Here is a 15,579-nt window from a genome sequence, read left to right as displayed (position 1 = left end):
GATTAGCTTAACTATGGAAATTAAAAATATTCAACGTAATCGTAAGCATTTTACTAATAAAAAACTTAAAGAGTTTCTTTATCAGTTTCAACAGCTATTAATTGAACTGAATAAAAAAGATTTACCTGAAAACACGAAAGAAACTATTAATAAGCATTTGGAGAAATTAAATTCAAAAGCAGTTACTATTCCAGAAAAAAAGTATTTAAAAGTATTAAGAAATTGTCAAAAAGAAATTCTTCTTTTATTAGAAGAAAATCACAAATTAGTTCCTAGAAATCATTATAAAGAAAAGTTTCTCTTCCTTTTTATGGCAATTTTTAGTTTGCCATTAAGTTTATTATGGGGTAAATTTTTTAATAAAATAGCAGTTTTTGGTTTAGAATCAATTTTTGGCTTCTTAACAGCAGTAATTATAGGTATAACGTTAACGGTTGGATTACCTATAATTTCCGGACTTATTATTGGAATGAATAAAGATCGAAAAGCTTCAAAAGTAGGAAGACAGCTAGAAATAGAATTAGGTTAAGTTGTAATCTTAATAAATAACTTTAAATAAAAGTTATTTTCCATTAGAATTAAACTCAACTTGAAAATTTTTAGTATTTTGCGCTTAGCGAATGCTATTACTTCAAATTAACAATTACCTATTAAATTTCAATTTTGATATACGATTTAGAATACAATTCAGAAAGGAGTAAATTAATTATTCCTGAATACGGAAGACACATCCAAAAAATGGTGGAACACGCCGTAAGTTTGGAAGATGATAAAGAACGCAATGAAGTTGCTCAAGCCATTATAGATGTAATGGGTAATTTAAATCCACATTTGCGTGATGTTCCCGATTTTCAACATAAATTATGGGATCAACTTTTTATCATTAGCGATTTTAAATTAGATGTGGAATCGCCATTCCCTAAACCTTCCAAAGAAAAATTGCAAGAACCACCTGCTGGTTTAGAATATCCGCAAAATCACCCGAAATATCGTTTCTACGGAAATAATATAAAACGTATGATCGATGTGGCGACAAAGTGGGAAGATGGTGATTTAAAGGAAGCACTAATTTTCACCATTGCCAACCATATGAAAAAGTGTTACCTCAATTGGAACCGTGATTCTGTAGATGATAAAGTTATTTTCGATCATTTATTTGAGTTAAGTGGCGGTAAAATTAATTTGAATAAAAAAGATGAAGATCTTACCGAAGCTTCAGATTTAATAAAAAATACGGCAAGCAAGCGTCATACTAAATCTAATCATAAATCGAACAAAAAAGGAAATCGCAATCGCGGTAGAAAACGTTACTAAAATTTTCTGAATTCCATGGCTACTTTTCAAATTGAAGGCGGACAAAAACTTAAGGGAGAGATACAACCGCAAGGCGCTAAAAATGAAGCATTACAAGTCTTATGCGCTGTTTTATTAACTTCAGAAGAAGTTAGAATAGACAATATTCCCAATATTCGAGATGTCAATAAATTAATTGATATTTTAGAAAATTTAGGCGTAAAAATTAAAAAATTAGGTCACGGAAGTTATACCTTTCAAGGTGATGATTTAAACCTTGAATATTTAGAAAGTAAACTTTTTAAAGAAGAAGGAAGCAGTTTACGTGGATCCATAATGATTGTTGGTCCTTTGTTAGGAAGATTTGGGAAAGGATACATTCCACGTCCCGGAGGCGATAAAATAGGAAGAAGAAGGTTAGATACCCATTTTGAAGGATTTATAAAATTAGGAGCCAAATTTCGTTACAATAAAGAAGAACGTTTTTACGGTGTAGAAGCGCCAAAAGGTCTAAAAGGAACTTATATGTTGCTTGAAGAAGCTTCGGTAACCGGAACGGCAAATATTATTATGGCGGCTGTTCAAGCCAAAGGAACTACCACAATTTACAACGCCGCTTGCGAACCTTACATTCAACAACTTTGTAAGATGTTGGTTGCTATGGGCGCTAAAATTTCTGGAATTGGTTCAAATTTATTAACGATTGAAGGTGTTAAAGAATTTCACGGATGTCATCATAACATTTTGCCGGATATGATCGAAATCGGTTCGTGGATTGGTTTAGCGGCGATGACGAAAAGTGAAATTACCATAAAAAATGTGAGTTGGGATAATTTAGGGTTAATTCCGGTTACCTTTAGAAAATTAGGAATTACTATAGAACAAAAAGGTGATGATATTCATATTCCGGCGCATACAAAAGGTTATGAAGTACAAAGTTTTATTGATGGTTCTATCATGAATATTAGCGATGCGCCTTGGCCAGGTTTTACGCCAGATTTGTTGAGTATAATGCTGGTTGTGGCAACACAAGCAAGAGGAAGTGTTCTAATTCATCAAAAAATGTTTGAGAGTCGCTTGTTTTTTGTCGATAAATTAATTGATATGGGCGCGAAAATTATTCTTTGTGATCCGCATCGTGCTACTATAATTGGTCATGATTTTCAATCTAAATTAAAAGCTACAACCATGACAAGTCCAGATATTAGAGCTGGAATTTCTTTGTTAATTGCCGCTTTATCAGCAAAGGGAACTTCTACAATTCATAATATTGAACAGATCGACCGCGGTTATGAAAATATCGATGGTCGATTAAGAGCATTGGGTGCAAAAATCACACGTATTTAATTACTCTTTATATTTATAAAACTATATAAAAAAAGCAGGAATTAAAACTTCCTGCTTTTTTTGATTTATGCTTCTTGTTTCTCTTTCCGTTCTTTATAACCAAATAGATTTTGCTCTTTTATCATTTTAGCGGTATCTTTTGGTAAAGCTTCTTCCCAACCGGGTTTTCCATCGGTAATCATTTGAAGAATTTCTCTAGAGAAAACATTTAAAATAGAATCATCGTAATTTTTAATATCCACAACTTTTCCGTTGTATTTAAAGAATTTATATAATTCTTTCATTCTAGGATGAACTTTTAGATTATCGCTATTCGTTATTTCTCCGGTTCGTTTATCTTTAAAAGGATAGAGGTAAACTTTTAAATCTTTAAAGAATAATTTCCCGAAAGCTTCCAGAATTCCACCGCTTAAATGGCGATAATATTTTTCATCAAAAATATCGATGAGATTGTTAACCCCCATCGCTAATCCCATGCGTTCTTTGGTGTAATTAGAGAAATATTCAACAACTTTGTAATATTCTTGGAAGTTGGAAATCATTACTGTTTGCCCTTGCGCACATAATAATTTTGCACGATCCATAAAGTCTTTTTCATTTATTTCTCCTTCAGAACGCAAATTGGAAAGTGTAATTTCGAAAATACAAATGGTATTATCTTTTCTAACTCTATTTTCGTTTAAAAAGAGTTCTAAAGAATTCTTATAAATGTCCATATTCACCTTTGTAACCGGTCTAAAACTTCCGCGTAAGGCGAGCACATTTTTTTTATAAAGCACTTTCGCAGGTAAAACGTTATTTCCGTCGGGCGCAAACATTACTGCTTCGGTCATTCCGTTTTTAACTAATTGAAGACTCATTAAACGATTGTCAATATCTTCAAATTGAGGTCCTGAAAAGTTTATGGTATCAATCTCTATTTGATCTTTATCGATATGATCATATAAATAGCGAAGTAATTTTTTTGGATTATCATATTTATAATACGCGCCATAAATAAGATTAACACCCAAAATACCCAAGGTGTTTTGCTGTAATCGTGCATCGTTTTCGTGAAAACGAACGTGCAAAATTATATCGTTATACTCGTGACCTGGTTTTACTTGGTAGCGAATTCCTACCCAACCGTGGCCTTTATATTTTTTTGTGAAATCTATAGTCGCTACGGTGTTCGCATAGCTGAAAAATAATTTATTCGGATGCTTTTTCCTATCGATTCGTTCTTCAATTAAACGCATCTCGTGCGAAAGCATCTTTTTTAAACGAGCTTCGGTAACATAACGTCTATCGGCTTCAACTCCATAAATAGCATCACTAAAATCTTTATCGTAAGCACTCATGGTTTTAGCAATCGTTCCTGATGCGCCACCCGCTCTAAAAAAATTTCTTACCGTTTCTTGCCCGGCACCAATTTCAGAAAAAGTTCCGTAAATATTTTCATTTAAATTAATGCGAAGGGCTTTACTTTTAATGGAAGGAACATTTTCAAATTCCTTATCACCCATAATGGTTATTGGCATAACATTATCGAAATTTATTGATCTAATTTAGTCTCTTATCAAAGGTAAGGATTTAGGCAGCTATACAAAAAAATATAATTACTTTTGTGACAAATTTAAAAGGTGAAAGTTACATTTTTAGGAACAGGTACATCGCAAGGAATTCCGATTATAGGAAGTAAGCATCCCGTTTGTTTAAGTGAAAATCCTAAAGATAAACGTTTACGCGTCTCGGTTCTATTAGAATGGGATGATCATAAGGTGGTGATCGATTGTGGTCCCGACTTTAGACAACAGATGCTCACAAATAATGTCGATAAAATTGACGGTATTTTATTTACGCACGAACATAACGATCATATTATTGGGTTAGATGATGTGCGTCCGTTTTACTTTCGGCAAGGCGATATTTCAATTTACGCACATGAACGGGTAATTAAGGCGCTAAAAAAACGATTTGAATATGTTTTTGAAGTGGAAAATAAATATCCCGGCGCTCCGCATTTATCGGTAAATGAAATTGAAAATGAAGCATTTGAAATTGATGAAAAAAAAATTATTCCGATAAATGTAATGCATAATTCATTACAGGTTTTTGGGTATAGAATTGATGATTTTGCTTATATAACTGACGCGAAAACCATTGCTGAAGAAGAAATAGAAAAACTGACCGGTGTAAAAACCTTAGTGGTTAACGCGCTTAGAATTGAACCACATCATTCCCATTTTAATCTAGAAGAAGCCTTAGCGTTTATTTCAAAAGTTCAGCCAGAAACAGCTTATCTTACGCATATTAGTCATTTATTAGGTTTTCACGATGAAGTGGAAGCGAAATTGCCAAAAGGCGTTCATTTAGCATACGATAATTTAAAAATAGAAATATAATGAAGGGTAAAATTTTTATGTACCTTTTTTTATTTGCGGCTTTATATATTGTTTTTCAATATGCCAATGTAAAAAAGACATTTGAAGTTCAAGAAGAAAAAATCACTTCCTTAGAAAAAGAAGTTGATAGTCTTACACTTTTGCAAAAAAATGAAGTACCAGAAAATACCGCACAAACCGATGGATTTTCATTAGAAACCAATGATAAAGCGCGCACCTATTTTGAAAACTTAAACTACGATATTACCGATATAAAAAGTAGGGTAGAGGCTGAAATTATTAGTAGAAATAAAGTCGATGCCGATAACGAACTTATTCCATATAGCGGAATGGAAGGAAAATTTAGGGTAAACCGCATTAAGATTTTAAATCATAAATGGGTTTTAGCCGAATTTACCGATAGCGTTTACTGGGGTGAAGCGATTATTAGCTATTTTATAGATGATAATGATGAAATTTTCTTGGAAACGGTAGATGCTTTTATTTATCCTAAAAACTAACTATTCTTTTCTAGCCAATTTTTAAATTCCATAAAATTTTGTGGATTTACACCGTGACCAACCGGAAATTCACTGTACGAATTTTCAATACCTAAGTTATCTAAAAATGGTTTATTTTTTCGCGCCCATTCTACAGGAATCACTTGATCTACAGAACCGTGCGAAGCGTAAATTTTCAAATCACTAAAATCATTTTTCTCGTAATCTTCTTTAAAAATCGATTCGTGAATATAACCGCTTAACGCAATTACGCGTTTAATTTTTTCGGGGAAAGAAAGTGCTACCGCGTAACTTAAAATAGCACCTTGACTAAAACCTAGCAGTGTAACTTCATTTTCATCAGCATAATAATTTTCGACTACTTCGTCTATAAATTTCACGATTAAATCACGCGATTCAATTGCTTGTTCATCGTCAGTAAATTTATCTCCACCGGCGTTAAAATTTATTTCGTACCAAGCATTTCCATAAGGCATCATTTTCATCGGTGCTTTTGCCGAAACGATTAAATATTTTTCAGGAAGTTCGGCCGCAAACGAGAATAAATCATGTTCGTCGCTTCCGTAACCGTGCAATAAAATTATTACGGGTGCTTTTTCTATTAAATTTGAAGGTCTTACAATATGTGTTAACGAAAGATCTTTTGTAATCATTATGCTAATTTATTAAACCATTTTTGAAAATATTTTCCAACGACTGGAAGTAAACTCATTTTTCCTTGCAACGCTGCTAAAAAACCATAAATCCACAAGGCGAAAAAGAAAATCCAAAACGGAATAGAAATCAGTAAACTATTAAATCCACTTACAATAGGCGCAATTAAAAAGGACATTAAATGAATTCCTATAGCTTGTTTTATATGAAAACTTGAAAATTTATTTTTCGGTTCCATATTCATGAAAATTGCAATAATTGCACCCACAAAAGTTATGTAAGCAACCGTTGCGGTAGATTTTCCTTTTTGGCGAATATGCTCGTCGTCTGGATAGTTCATTTTAGGCTAGTGTTAATTTATTGTAAGCAAAACTTCCGAAAACTTTTCCTTTTAATTCTCGCTCTAAGAAAATGCTGTTATTTGAAGAAGAGAAAATATTTGCTTCGGAAAAGTTGAATTTTTCATTCGGCTTAAAGAGCGTGATATTCGCTTGTTCGCCATCTTTAAATTCAGGTTCTTTTAGTTGAAAACGTTTTCTTCCGCCAGTTAATAATTCAATAGCTTTTTCTAAACCTACTAATTTGTTTAAAGCTCCAAAAGCAGATTCTAGACCGATGGTTCCAAAAGCTGCATTTTCAAATTCTACCTTTTTTTGTTCAATATCTATTGGAAAATGATCGCTCGTTACAAAATCGATTGTTCCGTTTTTTACCGCTTTCAGTAGCGCTTTTCTATCGCTTTCTGTTCGTAAGGGTGGTAAAACTTTGTAGCGCGAATTAAATTCATTCAACACTTCATCGGTAAAAAATAAATGATGAATACTCACGCTGCAACTTACATCTAAACCTTTCTTTTTGGCTTCAGCAATTAATTTTACCGAGCCTTCCGTAGAAATAGTTGGAATATGAATTTTCCCGCCAGTATATTCCAATAAATATAAATCTCTGGCAACTTGTAATTCTTCAGCTAAATTTGGAATTCCGTTTAATCCTAATTTTGTGCTTTGGTCGTGTTCATTTACTAAACCGGTTCTTGCAATGGCATTTTCTTGCGGAAACGATTGAATTAAGCCATCAAAACCTTGTGCATATTGCAAAGCAATTTTTAATAAATTCGGATTTTGAATTGGTTTTTTATAATCCCCAAAACTAATCGCGCCGGCTTTTTTCATATCAAAAAGTTCGGCTAAATCTTTTCCTTCACTTTTTTTGGTTAGCGCACCGATTGGATGAATTTTAACACCAAATTTTTCTGAATACGGATGGAAAAAGGAAATCGCCGAATTACTATCGCTCACCGGAAATGTAGTCGGGTTTAAGCCAATTTCGGTAAAACCACTTTTTGCGGCGGTTTGTAAACCGTTTTCTAAGGTTTCGCGTTCTTCGTAACCCGGTTCGCCAAAACTCACGCTGCTATCGAACCAACCCAACGAAAGATGCAAATCTTTTTCCTTAATTTCTTGATCTGCTGAAGTTTTTATGCTTGTGGCAATTTCAGCAATTTTTCCGTTTTCAATAAGAACATCGCGCTTTTTTTGATGAAGCGAATGCCCCGGAATTACAAGGGTTGCAGATTTAATACAAATTTTCATGCAGCGAGGTTTATTTTAAAAATTTTAATAGCAACATTTCTATAGCTAGAAATAATAATGCAAAAATAACAAACCATTTCCAAAGTTGGTCAATTTCATTCTTACTTCTCTGTTCAGAAAAATAGGAAGCAATATCATTTGAAACCGTAATATTTTTAAACGAATCGAGCTGAGAAAAATTTAAATCGCTTTCATTTCGGTTGAAATTAAAACTCAACTTTTGCAACGTGTCATTTTCATTAATTACAGAAAATTGTCCTGCTTTTTCGGGTAGTTCATTTGTTGTAATTTGCACTTTATTGGTGAATTTTTGCTGCCGCGGAATAAAACTTTCTTCAGCATTTTCAATTTTTAAAACGCGGTCGTTCGCTAAATTCACCGGAACATCGAACGTGTTTGTTTTTTCCATCGAGAAATAAAGTTTGGGTAATTGCAAACTCTGTTTCGCCATATTATAAAATGTTGGCGCAATTAAAGGTGAATTTTTAAAATTTGAATTTTCCTTATTAATCGCCGCCGAAAAGATATACGTATTATTTTTTTCAGCTAAAAAAGCGCTTCCGTTATTGTAACTTAAAATATTATTTCCCGTATGTTGAAAGTTGTAATTTTTTTCTACGCTCGGATATTCAAAATTATCAACTTCAGCATTAAAAACGTTGGAGTAGAGTGGATGCGAAAAATTTATTTTGGTGATCTTTAAATTTTCTTGCAAACCGGCAGAAAATTGTCCGGCATTTAAAAGCTTCAATAAATTGTTATAATTGGAATTATTGATTTCAGTTGACGGAATTATACTCAAAACGCCACCTTTTTCAAGATGTTTCTTTAAAATATTTTCTAAACCATTGGGAATAGTTTCCAATTCATTAAGGATAATAAAATCGGCATTTTCAATTTTATTATAGTTGATTTCATCATTTTTAAAAACTTCAAGCTGAAATTCTTCTTCGTTGCTAAAAATTCTGTTGATGTAATTATCGTTTTCATTAGAAATTGCCGCAACGCTAATTTTTTCAGGTTTAGCGATAGTAAAATAAAATGAATTGTCGTAAAAAAGACTTTCATCTTCGATACTTACTTTTCCTCGTAACGATTTATTTGCTGGAATTGTAAATTGAAGTTCCGCTTTTTTTTCATCTTCAAAAGCCACGCTACTTTTAGCGATTAATTGCTTATTATTTTGATTGTATAAGGAAACCGGTAAGGTTTTATTGGTAGCCGAATTTGCGCTAAGCACAACGCTTAAATTGATATTGTCTAAATTTTTATTCTGAATATAAACACTATCGATGCTGAAGTTTATTTTATTTTCTGTGCGCAGCGGAATAAAATTCACCTTATAAGTTGGCGAGATTTCAGGAAAATCGATCATGTTTTTTTGTTGAAAATCAGAAAGCACCAAAAAGTTTTTAACCGAGCTTTCGTTTTTTGAAAATTCTTGTTGCGCTTTTAAATAAGCTTCAGAAAAAGTAAAGGAATTATTGGCGTAATCTAGTTGTAATAATTCATTTTTAATCGCGTTTAAATTCGTTTTTCTAAAAGTAGTATTGTTCGTGAAAAGCGTAAACTCTTGATCTGGCGGAATATTTTGAAGCAGTTCTTGTACGCTGTTTTTTAAAAGCTCGCCTTGTTGGGTTTGCTGTTGCATACTAAATGAATTGTCTAAATAAATAACAGTTTCCTTTTTTTGTGTAGCAACCGAAGATTGCGGAATAAAAGGTTGTGCAAATGCAATAATTATAGCTGCTAAAGCACATAATCTTGTAAAAAGAATAAGCCATTTTTTAAGTTTCGAACTTTTTCGAGTTTGAAGCTTAACACGTTTTAAAAATTTTACGTTGGTAAAGGCTTGTTCTTTAAATTTTCGAAGCTGAAAAAGATGAACAATTATAGGAATTACAAGTAATAACAGCGCATAAAGTAAATCTGGGTTTTTAAATTGCATTCCTTTTGTTCTAGGTTTTTCAAATATAGAAAATGAAAAGGAAAGATGTTTAAAAACCTCGACTTTTAGGCTATTTTTTTATGAAGGTCTTTCTTTACTGAAAAATGAAAATGGGTGTTTTTACCAACTTCAGAAGTTACAGAAATTGTTCCGCCAAGATTGGTAACCAATTTTTTAACCGTAGAAAGTCCAATCCCGTTGCCTTTATTTCCATGGCGATCTGAACTTGCAACGGTAGAAAATAAATTAAAAACTTCTTTTTGTTTTTTTTCTTCTATTCCCATTCCGTTATCGGAAACTGTAAAATGATAATGTTTTGCATCTTCATAGCAATCAAAATCAATTACAATTTTATCTTTATCATTGTATTTTAAACTGTTTCCGATCAAATTTAAAATAATTTGCTCTAAAGCGATTCGGTTGCAGGTAATTTCGATATCGTTTTCAGGAAAATTGATTTCGCAGTTTTCTTCAATATTAAATAAATCGATTATTTCTTCTAAAAAATGATTTAAATAAAACGATTCTTGCGGATGCTCGTCGGTTAATTTATCGGTTTCATAATGCGTTAAAATACTGGAAATATAATCGCTTAACTTAAATGAACTTTGCTTTAAATAGCCTAGATATTTTTTGCCTTGATCGTCTAATTTATCGGCATATTTTGCGCGTAAAATATCGGTTGTAACAATCATACTGGTGAGCGGCATTTTCATATCGTGCGAAACAATTCCGGCAAAATTTTTCAGCAATTCATTTTGTTCCTCAAGATTTTTCTGAACCGCTCGTAAATGTAAATTTTGCTCCCGAAGTTCAAATAATTTTTCAATTTGATGCGCTAACGCTTGAAGCGAAACTTTTTGTTCGTGGCTGAGTTTATTTTCCTTATGATCGATTACACATAAAGTTCCCACAGCATTTCCGTTTTTATCTTTTAACGGAACACCGCAATAAAAAATAATTGGCCCTTTTGGATTTTTTAATAAGGAATTATTTTTAAACCGAATATCTTTTTGCGTATTCGGGATTTCCATAATTTCTGTAGGAGCATTAATGGCGTGCGCGCAAATGGAAAGATTTCTATCGGTATCGCAAAGATCGGTTCCTATTTTAGATTTAAACCATTGCTTTTCTTTATCAATTAAACTAACTAATGCTACCGGAACGTTGCATATAACGCTCGCTAGACGAGTTAAATTATCATATTCTTCTTCTGGTGGTGTATTTAGAATATTTAGTTTGTATAAAGATTCTAGTCTTTCTCTTTCATTATAAGGTATTTGCGGAACTTGCATAAGCTATCTTTCTTCATTTTCCCAGCAGGAATTATCTCTTCAAAGATAGGTTATTTTAAGATAATATTAACAATAAAAGATAAACTTTTTAAGGTTAGAATTTTTCAAAAACTCCTAATCCGAAGAGAGCAAAATCGTACTTTACGGGATCGTTTTTATCGAGTTTTCGCAAATTTGTATCTAATTCTTTCACAGCTTTTGCATCGTTTTGTTTTCGGGAAAGTAGGTTTAATTTTCGCGCTACATTTCCACTATGAATGTCTAAGGGACAAGAAAGCGCAGCGGGAGAAATATTTTTCCAAATTCCGAAGTCAATATTTTGGTCATCGTTTCTTACCATCCAACGTAAAAACATATTTATACGTTTTGCAGCAGAATTTTTTAGAGGATCGCTTACGTGTTTTTGTGTTCGTGGTAAATGTGGAAGTTCAAAAAAGAGTTTCTTGAATTCGTGAATAGCGAGTTGCAAATCACTTTTTGTTGCGTGTGTAGTAAAAATTTTTTCTAAACCTTCGTGGTTTTTATAAATATGCTGAAGCGCGTTTAGAAAATAAAAAAGATCAATTTCATTAAAAGTTCTGTGTACAAAACCGGTAAGTTTTTCAAGATCGCTTTCTTCGTGTTGTGAAATAAACTCAAAAGGAGCATTATCGAGCAATTCCATTAACCGATGCGCATTTTTTAAAATACTTTTTCGATTTCCCCACGCGATTGTAGCGGTTAAAAAACCCGAAATTTCAATATCTTCTTTTTTACTGAATTGGTGCGGAATTTGAATTGGGTCTGTTTCAATAAATTCCGGTTGATTGTATTGTTTTGTTTTAAAGTCTAGAAACTCTTTGAGTTCTTTTTTATTCATAAAATTAATTTACAATAGCGCCATCGACCATTGTTAATTTTCTATCTGCCATATTTGCAAGTTCTTTGTTGTGCGTTACAATTACAAAAGTTTGCTCAAATTGTTCTCGTAGTTTGAAAAACAATTGGTGTAAATTTTCAGCAGATTCAGAATCTAAATTTCCCGACGGTTCATCGGCTAAAATAATTTCAGGATTATTAATTAACGCTCTTGCTACTGCAACCCGTTGTTGTTCGCCGCCACTTAATTCTGAAGGTTTATGGTTTTTTCGGTGTGATAAGCCTAAAAATTCCAATAATTCTTCAGCTCTTTTTTCAGCTTGCGCTTTAGAAGTTTTATTGATGAATGCTGGAATACAAATATTTTCGATGGCGGTAAATTCCGGTAAAAGTTGATGAAATTGAAAAATAAAACCGATATGATTATTTCTAAACCTCGCTAGTTCTTTTTTCGAGAGTTTGTAAATATCAGTTTCATTAATAATTAATTCGCCTTTTTTATTTTTTGAAGGAAAATCGAGCGTTCCTAGAATTTGAAGAAGCGTAGTTTTTCCGGCACCCGAAGCGCCAACAATCGAGACAATTTCACTTTTAGCAATGTCTAAGGAAACATCATTTAACACGTGTAAATTGTCGTAATATTTATGAATGTGTTTTGCGTGAATCATAATTAATTTCAAATATAGCAGAATTCTTCATTTTAAAGCTTGAAAATTTGTCCAATACTTGAAAACAAGACCTAAGTAAACGTTAAACATTGGTTTTGGTGCTTGGTAATTTTTATTTTAGATGAAAAAATTTATGAATAATGAAAACTTGAAAACAGCCACTTTTGCGAATGGATGTTTTTGGTGTACCGAAGCGGTTTTTCAACGTTTAGAAGGAGTAGAAAATGTAAAATCTGGTTTTACGGGCGGAAAAATTAAAAATCCACCTTATCGTGAAGTTGTGCAGGGAAGAACCGGACACGCAGAAGGAATTCAACTTCAATACGATGAGAAAAAAATTAGTTATAAAGAATTATTGTTGGTGTTTTTTACCACCCACGATCCGACTACGTTAAACCGACAACAAAACGATGTAGGAACACAATACAGAAGTGCAATTTTTTATCATTCTGAGGATCAAAAAAATGAAGCTTTAGGAATGATTGAAAAATTAAATGATGAAATTTTTGAAAATAGAATAGTTACTGAAGTTACCGAAGCTTCAGCATTCTACGAAGCTGAATTTGAGCATCAAAATTTTTATAACAATCATACTGAACAGCCATATTGCCAAATAATTATAGATCCAAAACTGAAGAAGCTAAAAGAATTATTTGCAGATAAATTAAAAACATCAGCTTAAAAATTTTCAGCATTCAAAAATTAGTTTGAGAAATGGGCGTTTTTTGCTTTAAATAATAAAAGAAATTTTATGAGTTCTAAATATCGTTTACTTTTTAAAGGCTTGTTATTTGACGGAATAGGAATGATAAGTATGGCAATTCCTGTAATTGGTCCTTTTCTGGATATTATTTGGGCTCCCGTGGCAACAAAGCAAATGCAAAATATGTATCCTAACAAACAGGGGAAAATTGCTTCGGTAATTGTATTTATGGAAGAAATTTTACCGTGGACCGATGTGGTGCCGACTTTTACATTAATGTGGGTTTATTCCTATATTATAAAACAAAAAAGTGCTCAAAAGAGCACTTCTACATTATGATACTATGTAAGAATTAAATTTATTCTTCCTCATCATCTTCGTCTTCCTCATCATTTTCATTACGTTCAGGTAAATCTACAATTGGTTCGGTCAGTTCATCCTCATCGTAATCGTCTTCATCGAATTTCGACATTGTATTTTCTAAACGTGTACTTACTTTTACCAAATAGATAGAATCTTCTGTACGAACTTCAACAGCTTCAATCGTTTCATTTTTGGCATTTTTAAAAACAATGATGTGATCATCGTCATATCCGTCGGGATATTTTTCTACAAGTAGGCTTAAAATTTCTGGAGTTAACTTTTTATAGTCTACAATAACTCTTTTCATACTAAAAGTTGGTTTATATGAGCTTAACGGTTTATTTAGCAATAATAAAAAAGATTACGAAAACTAGCGGATAAAATTCAATTTTTATTTCGTTAAGAATTTTGCTTGTTCAATAGTCGCAATACTATCGCAATTTTTTATGGAAAGTTGCAAGTTTTTTTTCTCTTTATCTGAATTGATCACATAAATATTACAGCTATCTAAATCTGTAATACTTTCTTCAAAATCTACATCACCATTCGTTAGAACAGCATAAATAGAAGTTGAATCTATTTTATTCTGCTGAAAAAATAGAGCTGCATTTGAACTATAATCTAATTTCTTAGTTCGAATGTTTTTTAACACCCTCGCGTCGGGTCCGTAATCACAAGAAGTTTTTTTTCCGCTGAGAAAGAAAAATAAAATAATAATTCCTATTACAAATCCACTGAAGTAGTAGCCAAGCCGATGCGCTAATTTCATAAAGTTAGAAAATTAACAGATTGATATCTCGATAACTGAGATTAAACCAATCTGCTACTGATTTATTGGTTAAAATTCCGTGGTAAAAATACAATCCATTTCGTAAACCACGATCAAATCTTAAGGTATTTTCTAATCCGCCTTCTTCACCAATATGTAAAATATAAGGTGTAAAAATATTACTAATTGATTGTGAGGAGGTTCTCGGATAACGTGAAGGAATATTTGGAACGCCATAATGAATAACGCCGTGTTTTGTTACCGTAGGATGATCATGACTTGTAATTTCGGTAGTTTCTACACAACCGCCCATATCAATACTTACGTCAATTACAACCGATCCGTTTTTCATTACTTCTACCATTTCTTCAGTAACAATAATCGGAGATCTATTTTTTCCTCTAACCGAACCAATTACAACATCGGCTCTTTTTAAACTCTTTAATAAAGTTTTAGGTTGAAGGGTAGAAGTATAGAGCGGTCTTCCTAAATTTTTCTGAATTGTACGTAATTTGGTAAGTGAATTATCAAAAATTTTAATATTTGCTCCCAAGCCTATGGAAGATCTTGCTGCAAATTCACCCACCGTTCCAGCACCAATAATAACAACTTCTAATGGGGGAACTCCGCTGATATTCCCAAACATCAGTCCACTACCGGTTGGACTCGCCAATAATTCTGAGGCAATTAAAACGGAAGCGGTACCCGCAATTTCGCTAAGCGCGCGAACGGCAGGGTAAGTTCCATCTTCATCTTTTATAAATTCAAAAGCTAAAGCAGTAATTCTTTTTTTCGCTAGCGTTTGGAAATAACTTTTGCATTGGGTTTTTAACTGAAGTGCAGAAATGAGAATAGTTTGAGGATTCATCATTTCCAATTCTTTTTCTGAAGGCGGTTCTACTTTTAAAATGATTGGACAAGCAAAAACCTTGTGAGTACTTTTGGTAATTTCAGCACCAGCTTCGCTATAATCTTTATCGGTAAAGCTCGCATCTTTTCCAGCATTACTTTCTATAAGCACACGATGGCCGTGAGCGGTAATTGCTGCGACAGCATCGGGTGTCAAGCAAACTCTTTTTTCTTGATAAGAAGTTTCTTTAGGCAACCCAATAAAAAGTTCCCCTTTTTTTCTTTCAATTTCCAGCATTTCTTCTTGCGGAAGCAATTCTGCGTGGCTAAACGGACTTACCGGATTATTCATAAAT

The 15,579-nt window shown here is 32.7% G+C and carries 18 protein-coding genes; 7 read left to right on the top strand and 11 right to left on the bottom strand.

Going from position 1 to position 15,579, the window contains the following annotated elements; genetic code table 11:
- The first annotated feature begins 13 nt into the window (after nt 1-13).
- The 3 genes from ACFFGL_RS04975 to murA all read left to right on the top strand — a co-directional run bounded on the left by ACFFGL_RS04975 (nt 14) and on the right by murA (nt 2,640).
- Nucleotides 14-529 carry a hypothetical protein gene (locus ACFFGL_RS04975; RefSeq protein ID WP_309728054.1) on the top strand — a complete coding sequence of 172 codons (516 nt, stop codon included), beginning with the start codon at nt 14-16 and terminating at the stop codon, nt 527-529.
- A 134-nt stretch (nt 530-663) separates the two neighbouring features.
- Entirely contained in the window at nt 664-1,314 is a 651-nt protein-coding gene (locus tag ACFFGL_RS04970) for a DUF4290 domain-containing protein (protein ID WP_309728052.1), read from the top strand.
- Between the two features lie 15 nt (nt 1,315-1,329).
- Complete coding sequence (gene murA, locus ACFFGL_RS04965) at nt 1,330-2,640, top strand: UDP-N-acetylglucosamine 1-carboxyvinyltransferase (protein WP_309728051.1); 1,311 nt, start codon at nt 1,330-1,332, stop codon at nt 2,638-2,640.
- A 65-nt stretch (nt 2,641-2,705) separates the two neighbouring features.
- Here murA and ACFFGL_RS04960 read toward each other — a convergent pair whose 3' ends face one another.
- Nucleotides 2,706-4,160 carry a TonB-dependent receptor gene (locus ACFFGL_RS04960; protein WP_309728050.1) on the bottom strand — a complete coding sequence of 485 codons (1,455 nt, stop codon included), beginning with the start codon at nt 4,158-4,160 and terminating at the stop codon, nt 2,706-2,708.
- 102 nt (nt 4,161-4,262) lie between these two features.
- Here ACFFGL_RS04960 and ACFFGL_RS04955 point away from each other — a divergent pair, with 102 nt between their 5' ends.
- Together ACFFGL_RS04955 and ACFFGL_RS04950 are read left to right on the top strand one after the other, a co-directional pair.
- Nucleotides 4,263-5,024 (top strand): MBL fold metallo-hydrolase, encoded by a 762-nt coding sequence (locus ACFFGL_RS04955; RefSeq protein ID WP_309728049.1) that lies wholly within the window; start codon nt 4,263-4,265, stop codon nt 5,022-5,024.
- Nucleotides 5,024-5,524 (top strand): hypothetical protein, encoded by a 501-nt coding sequence (locus ACFFGL_RS04950; protein WP_309728048.1) that lies wholly within the window; start codon nt 5,024-5,026, stop codon nt 5,522-5,524. The genes ACFFGL_RS04955 and ACFFGL_RS04950 overlap by 1 nt, the downstream gene beginning before the upstream one ends.
- On the opposite strand, the gene ACFFGL_RS04945 is transcribed toward ACFFGL_RS04950, so the two are convergent.
- From ACFFGL_RS04945 to ACFFGL_RS04915, 7 genes are all read right to left on the bottom strand, one after another.
- Nucleotides 5,521-6,177 carry an alpha/beta hydrolase gene (locus tag ACFFGL_RS04945; RefSeq protein WP_309728045.1) on the bottom strand — a complete coding sequence of 219 codons (657 nt, stop codon included), beginning with the start codon at nt 6,175-6,177 and terminating at the stop codon, nt 5,521-5,523. The two genes, ACFFGL_RS04950 and ACFFGL_RS04945, sit on opposite strands and share 4 nt — an antisense overlap.
- Complete coding sequence (locus ACFFGL_RS04940) at nt 6,177-6,518, bottom strand: DUF4870 domain-containing protein (protein ID WP_309728043.1); 342 nt, start codon at nt 6,516-6,518, stop codon at nt 6,177-6,179. The genes ACFFGL_RS04945 and ACFFGL_RS04940 overlap by 1 nt, the downstream gene beginning before the upstream one ends.
- A 1-nt stretch (nt 6,519) precedes the next feature.
- Nucleotides 6,520-7,770, bottom strand: coding sequence for a dihydroorotase (locus ACFFGL_RS04935; protein WP_309728041.1), 1,251 nt, complete (start codon nt 7,768-7,770; stop codon nt 6,520-6,522).
- Between the two features lie 10 nt (nt 7,771-7,780).
- Complete coding sequence (locus ACFFGL_RS04930; protein WP_309728039.1) at nt 7,781-9,718, bottom strand: BatA domain-containing protein; 1,938 nt, start codon at nt 9,716-9,718, stop codon at nt 7,781-7,783.
- 65 nt (nt 9,719-9,783) lie between these two features.
- Nucleotides 9,784-11,013, bottom strand: coding sequence for a sensor histidine kinase (locus ACFFGL_RS04925; protein ID WP_309728037.1), 1,230 nt, complete (start codon nt 11,011-11,013; stop codon nt 9,784-9,786).
- Nucleotides 11,014-11,107: 94 nt separating this feature from the next.
- Entirely contained in the window at nt 11,108-11,872 is a 765-nt protein-coding gene (locus ACFFGL_RS04920; RefSeq protein WP_309728035.1) for a TIGR02757 family protein, read from the bottom strand.
- Between the two features lie 4 nt (nt 11,873-11,876).
- On the bottom strand, nt 11,877-12,539 hold the full coding sequence (locus ACFFGL_RS04915; protein WP_309728033.1) for an ABC transporter ATP-binding protein: 663 nt from the start codon (nt 12,537-12,539) through the stop codon (nt 11,877-11,879).
- Between the two features lie 133 nt (nt 12,540-12,672).
- On the opposite strand from ACFFGL_RS04915, the gene msrA reads away from it, so the two are divergent.
- Nucleotides 12,673-13,221 carry a peptide-methionine (S)-S-oxide reductase MsrA gene (gene msrA, locus ACFFGL_RS04910; protein WP_309728031.1) on the top strand — a complete coding sequence of 183 codons (549 nt, stop codon included), beginning with the start codon at nt 12,673-12,675 and terminating at the stop codon, nt 13,219-13,221.
- A 69-nt stretch (nt 13,222-13,290) separates the two neighbouring features.
- Nucleotides 13,291-13,581 carry a hypothetical protein gene (locus ACFFGL_RS04905; protein ID WP_309728029.1) on the top strand — a complete coding sequence of 97 codons (291 nt, stop codon included), beginning with the start codon at nt 13,291-13,293 and terminating at the stop codon, nt 13,579-13,581.
- A gap of 19 nt (nt 13,582-13,600) precedes the next feature.
- On the opposite strand, the gene ACFFGL_RS04900 is transcribed toward ACFFGL_RS04905, so the two are convergent.
- The 3 genes from ACFFGL_RS04900 to ACFFGL_RS04890 all read right to left on the bottom strand — a co-directional run bounded on the left by ACFFGL_RS04900 (nt 13,601) and on the right by ACFFGL_RS04890 (nt 15,575).
- Nucleotides 13,601-13,912 carry a hypothetical protein gene (locus tag ACFFGL_RS04900; RefSeq protein ID WP_309728027.1) on the bottom strand — a complete coding sequence of 104 codons (312 nt, stop codon included), beginning with the start codon at nt 13,910-13,912 and terminating at the stop codon, nt 13,601-13,603.
- Nucleotides 13,913-13,996: 84 nt separating this feature from the next.
- A complete protein-coding gene (locus ACFFGL_RS04895) occupies nt 13,997-14,374 on the bottom strand; it encodes a hypothetical protein (protein ID WP_309728025.1) in 378 nt (125 codons plus the stop codon).
- Nucleotides 14,375-14,378: 4 nt separating this feature from the next.
- The gene (locus ACFFGL_RS04890) at nt 14,379-15,575 is read right to left on the bottom strand and encodes an alanine dehydrogenase (RefSeq protein ID WP_309728023.1); all 1,197 of its coding nucleotides are present in this window, start codon (nt 15,573-15,575) and stop codon (nt 14,379-14,381) included.
- Between the last annotated feature and the right edge of the window lie 4 nt (nt 15,576-15,579).

The sequence above is a fragment of the Mesonia maritima genome (genome assembly GCF_042433895.1).
Classification (GTDB): Bacteria; Bacteroidota; Bacteroidia; order Flavobacteriales; family Flavobacteriaceae; genus Mesonia; species Mesonia maritima.
The sequence above is the reverse complement of the archived record's forward strand: the minus strand, read 5'-3'. Positions and strand labels throughout refer to the sequence as shown.

Coding starts and splice junctions, on each gene's coding strand:
- ACFFGL_RS04915 (WP_309728033.1), bottom strand. CDS start 12,539: ATGATTCACGCAAAACACATTCATAAATATTACGACAATTTACACGTG.
- ACFFGL_RS04890 (WP_309728023.1), bottom strand. CDS start 15,575: ATGAATAATCCGGTAAGTCCGTTTAGCCACGCAGAATTGCTTCCGCAA.
- ACFFGL_RS04950 (WP_309728048.1), top strand. CDS start 5,024: ATGAAGGGTAAAATTTTTATGTACCTTTTTTTATTTGCGGCTTTATAT.
- msrA (WP_309728031.1), top strand. CDS start 12,673: ATGAATAATGAAAACTTGAAAACAGCCACTTTTGCGAATGGATGTTTT.
- ACFFGL_RS04960 (WP_309728050.1), bottom strand. CDS start 4,160: ATGCCAATAACCATTATGGGTGATAAGGAATTTGAAAATGTTCCTTCC.
- ACFFGL_RS04940 (WP_309728043.1), bottom strand. CDS start 6,518: ATGAACTATCCAGACGACGAGCATATTCGCCAAAAAGGAAAATCTACC.
- ACFFGL_RS04905 (WP_309728029.1), top strand. CDS start 13,291: ATGAGTTCTAAATATCGTTTACTTTTTAAAGGCTTGTTATTTGACGGA.
- ACFFGL_RS04935 (WP_309728041.1), bottom strand. CDS start 7,770: ATGAAAATTTGTATTAAATCTGCAACCCTTGTAATTCCGGGGCATTCG.
- ACFFGL_RS04925 (WP_309728037.1), bottom strand. CDS start 11,013: ATGCAAGTTCCGCAAATACCTTATAATGAAAGAGAAAGACTAGAATCT.
- ACFFGL_RS04900 (WP_309728027.1), bottom strand. CDS start 13,912: ATGAAAAGAGTTATTGTAGACTATAAAAAGTTAACTCCAGAAATTTTA.
- ACFFGL_RS04930 (WP_309728039.1), bottom strand. CDS start 9,718: ATGCAATTTAAAAACCCAGATTTACTTTATGCGCTGTTATTACTTGTA.
- murA (WP_309728051.1), top strand. CDS start 1,330: ATGGCTACTTTTCAAATTGAAGGCGGACAAAAACTTAAGGGAGAGATA.
- ACFFGL_RS04945 (WP_309728045.1), bottom strand. CDS start 6,177: ATGATTACAAAAGATCTTTCGTTAACACATATTGTAAGACCTTCAAAT.
- ACFFGL_RS04975 (WP_309728054.1), top strand. CDS start 14: ATGGAAATTAAAAATATTCAACGTAATCGTAAGCATTTTACTAATAAA.
- ACFFGL_RS04895 (WP_309728025.1), bottom strand. CDS start 14,374: ATGAAATTAGCGCATCGGCTTGGCTACTACTTCAGTGGATTTGTAATA.
- ACFFGL_RS04920 (WP_309728035.1), bottom strand. CDS start 11,872: ATGAATAAAAAAGAACTCAAAGAGTTTCTAGACTTTAAAACAAAACAA.